We start from the raw sequence: 2647 nt of genomic DNA, 5'->3' as shown, positions 1-2647 counted from the left end.
AGCTTTTTATAGTAAATGTCGAACGAATAGGACATCGTCTGAAAGGTATAGAACGAAATACCCACGGGCAGTATGATCCGTAGGGTCCATACACTTTTGATCTGGTAGCCCATTGCTGCGAACGCCTCGATGAACGAATCGACAAAGAAGTTATAGTATTTGAAAAAGCCCAACAGGCCTACGTTACAGATTACACTGACCCATAGCCAGAATTTGGCTTTTTTCTGGTCATCGCGATTTTTATAAATGTATTGTCCCACATAGAAATCAAGGAGCGTACTGAACGCGATCAGGAACAGAAAGCGCCAGTCCCACCAACCATAAAAAACATAGCTGGCAACGATTACCAGTAGATTCTGAATACGCAGGCTCTTTTTGAATACGAACCAGTATAGTACGAAAACTATCGGTAGAAACAGTAAAAATTCAAGGGAATTAAATAGCATAACTCTAATCTAACGTCGCCAAAACCCGTTTAGTCTTGCAGATCAAAAAATAGTGATCACTTTTATTCGAAGTATACATTTGAATGTCTCGATAATGCGCGTCGTTAAGGTAGAGGTATTCGAAGACCAATAGGCGTACATTGGTGTTTTCAGGCGCTTCCAACGCTATTTCCTCTCCGTGGACTATGGGTTCTTCGTCGCCGATTTCGGCAAAGGTATAGCCACTGTTCTGAAGGGGTTTCGGGGTTTTGTTTTTAAACCGGTAGGTAATCCGGTGCAGTTGCTCGTTGACGTTCTTTTCCCGCAGCCGTTGCTTTAGGTCAAAGAATTTTTTCAGTAAAAAAGCGATGCTCTTGGCACGTATCGATTTGGAATCGTAATAGATATGATATTCAAAATCGTAAGTTGTTGTAGCCCATCGGGTCTTATAGTCAAAATATCCTTTTGAAAAGTCGAAAGTTTTCAGGCCGTTTTCCAGGCACCACTCCATCAATTCCATAATGGTGATCGATCCCAAATGGAACTTGGCATAATCGATATCGAAAACGGTGATGGCATCGAAAAGAATATCCTCGGAAAAAAAGTTTAAGGTGACTCCGATCGGGTTATCCCGGTTATAAATTACAAACAGGGAAGCCTTGCCTTGCAAAAGCATCGGGTAGGTGACTTCATGATAGAATTGCCATTCTTTCGGATCGAGGTTATTGTTGGTAATCTGCTTGTCGTCGAAGCGTTTTTCGAGCAATTCCCGAAAACTTTTGAAGATGTAATCGTAGGTTTCCCTGTCCATTTTGCCACGGTACATGACATAGCGCACATCAAAAGAGGCCTCAAAGCGTTTTTTGTATTTCTTCAATTTGTACCTACTACTCTTACTGAAGGCGGTGGCTAGGTAATCGCTGACAGTATTGAAATTTGCAAGATCGATCAGAAATCCGGGGTATTGGGTACTGCGATAAACGCCAAGGTCGGTGCCGGAGGTATCGGTATTTACCTTAAAATAGTTGGGTACATCGTAAAGAAGGAAAGCCTTTTTTTTATAACCGTTTGAATTTTGGGCATCAAGGCGGTAACCGATACCCTTGGTAAGGCACTTGCCAATATTGGTATATAGGGGCAGGAAACGATTTTTCGTAAAGCCGAGGGAGGGCAGGAATCCAAATAGGTGTGCCGATTTTTCGGCAGCAAAATGTTTGGACCAAATGGCCGTAAAGGTTTCGGATAGAAAGGGATTGTTCAACATACGGTCGTTAAGCCTCTGTCTTGATATTCTGGCGATAGGCCGGGAAGTAGTCCGTTTCCACGTGCTCTTTGAGTTCATGGCCTTTTTTTGATTGTGCTGCCAGGTCGTTGTAGACTTCTTTATTTACGATATATTTCCAAAATCCCGCCGGTTTGAGATCTTTGGAGAATGAGGCCTTAAAATAGAAAAGGGAATCTTCCCTGACCCCAAGACCACCACCAAGGTTAAAATAGGTGTAATTTTCCGCGGTTGCCTGTAAACGCATTTCATCGATCAACAGTTTAATGGGGTTCAAGGGCAGATATTCTTCCTTGCATCCCGATAGATGATACTGAACGATATTACCGGTTTTGATGAACATGGCACCGCCGATCAGTTCCCCCGTATCCTTTCTGGAACAGAGTAAAAGTTGCACCTTAAAATACGCACTGATCATGAGTTGGTAGAAATACCGTTTATCGAAAAAATAATACGGGTCGGCATCGACCCTTCGCATGTTCTCGTAGTACATTTCGATAAACTCCTCGATTTGCTCCTCTTCCTTTCCTTCCACAATATCATAAACCCTTCTGGCCTTGTTGACATAGGTTTTCAAACGGCTGTTGTATTGTTGTCTTTGGATGTCGACCGGCAGGGTAAGGTCGATGTTCACTACACTACCGGGACTGCTTATGTTGCCGATACCCTTCAATAGGTTCGCTTGATATTCGAGGTAGGGATGCAATCGCGAAAACACGGAAACAATCTTGTTCTCCATAAGAAAACGCTGTAGTTCACTTTTAAATTGAGCGTTGTCGAGAGCTGCCGGGTCTTCGGATTCGGTCTTGCACAGCGGGCCGGCATACCCGTAGACCGAGGTAGCGTCCTTATAACTCGTACCTTCTATATCACGCATCAATAGGGGCAAGGCAATGAGTGTACCGGTTTCCCTGTAGGCTATCAGTACGGGTTTTTCACC

Annotated in this window: 2 protein-coding genes and 1 pseudogene; all 3 read right to left on the bottom strand. The window is 43.6% G+C overall.

All coding sequences use genetic code 11. The features are described from left to right. A pseudogene (locus tag ACEW8S_RS18845) lies at positions 1–446 on the bottom strand (MBOAT family protein); the annotation flags it as partial. 4 nt (positions 447–450) lie between these two features. Further along, positions 451–1767, bottom strand: a complete 1317-nt coding sequence (locus tag ACEW8S_RS18840; RefSeq protein WP_373519651.1) for a GNAT family N-acetyltransferase — start codon at positions 1765–1767, stop codon at positions 451–453. Next, positions 1697–2647 (bottom strand): GNAT family N-acetyltransferase (locus ACEW8S_RS18835; protein ID WP_373519650.1); only part of this gene is annotated, 951 nt, incomplete at its 5' end. The genes ACEW8S_RS18840 and ACEW8S_RS18835, both read right to left, overlap by 71 nt.

The organism is Pricia sp. (genome assembly GCF_041745955.1).
In the GTDB taxonomy this organism is placed as follows: domain Bacteria; phylum Bacteroidota; class Bacteroidia; order Flavobacteriales; family Flavobacteriaceae; genus Pricia.
The sequence above is the reverse complement of the archived record's forward strand: the minus strand, read 5'-3'. Positions and strand labels throughout refer to the sequence as shown.

Excerpts from the sequence above, each read along its gene's own strand:
- ACEW8S_RS18840 (WP_373519651.1), bottom strand. The coding sequence starts at position 1,767 with ATGAACTCAAAGAGCACGTGGAAACGGACTACTTCCCGGCCTATCGCC.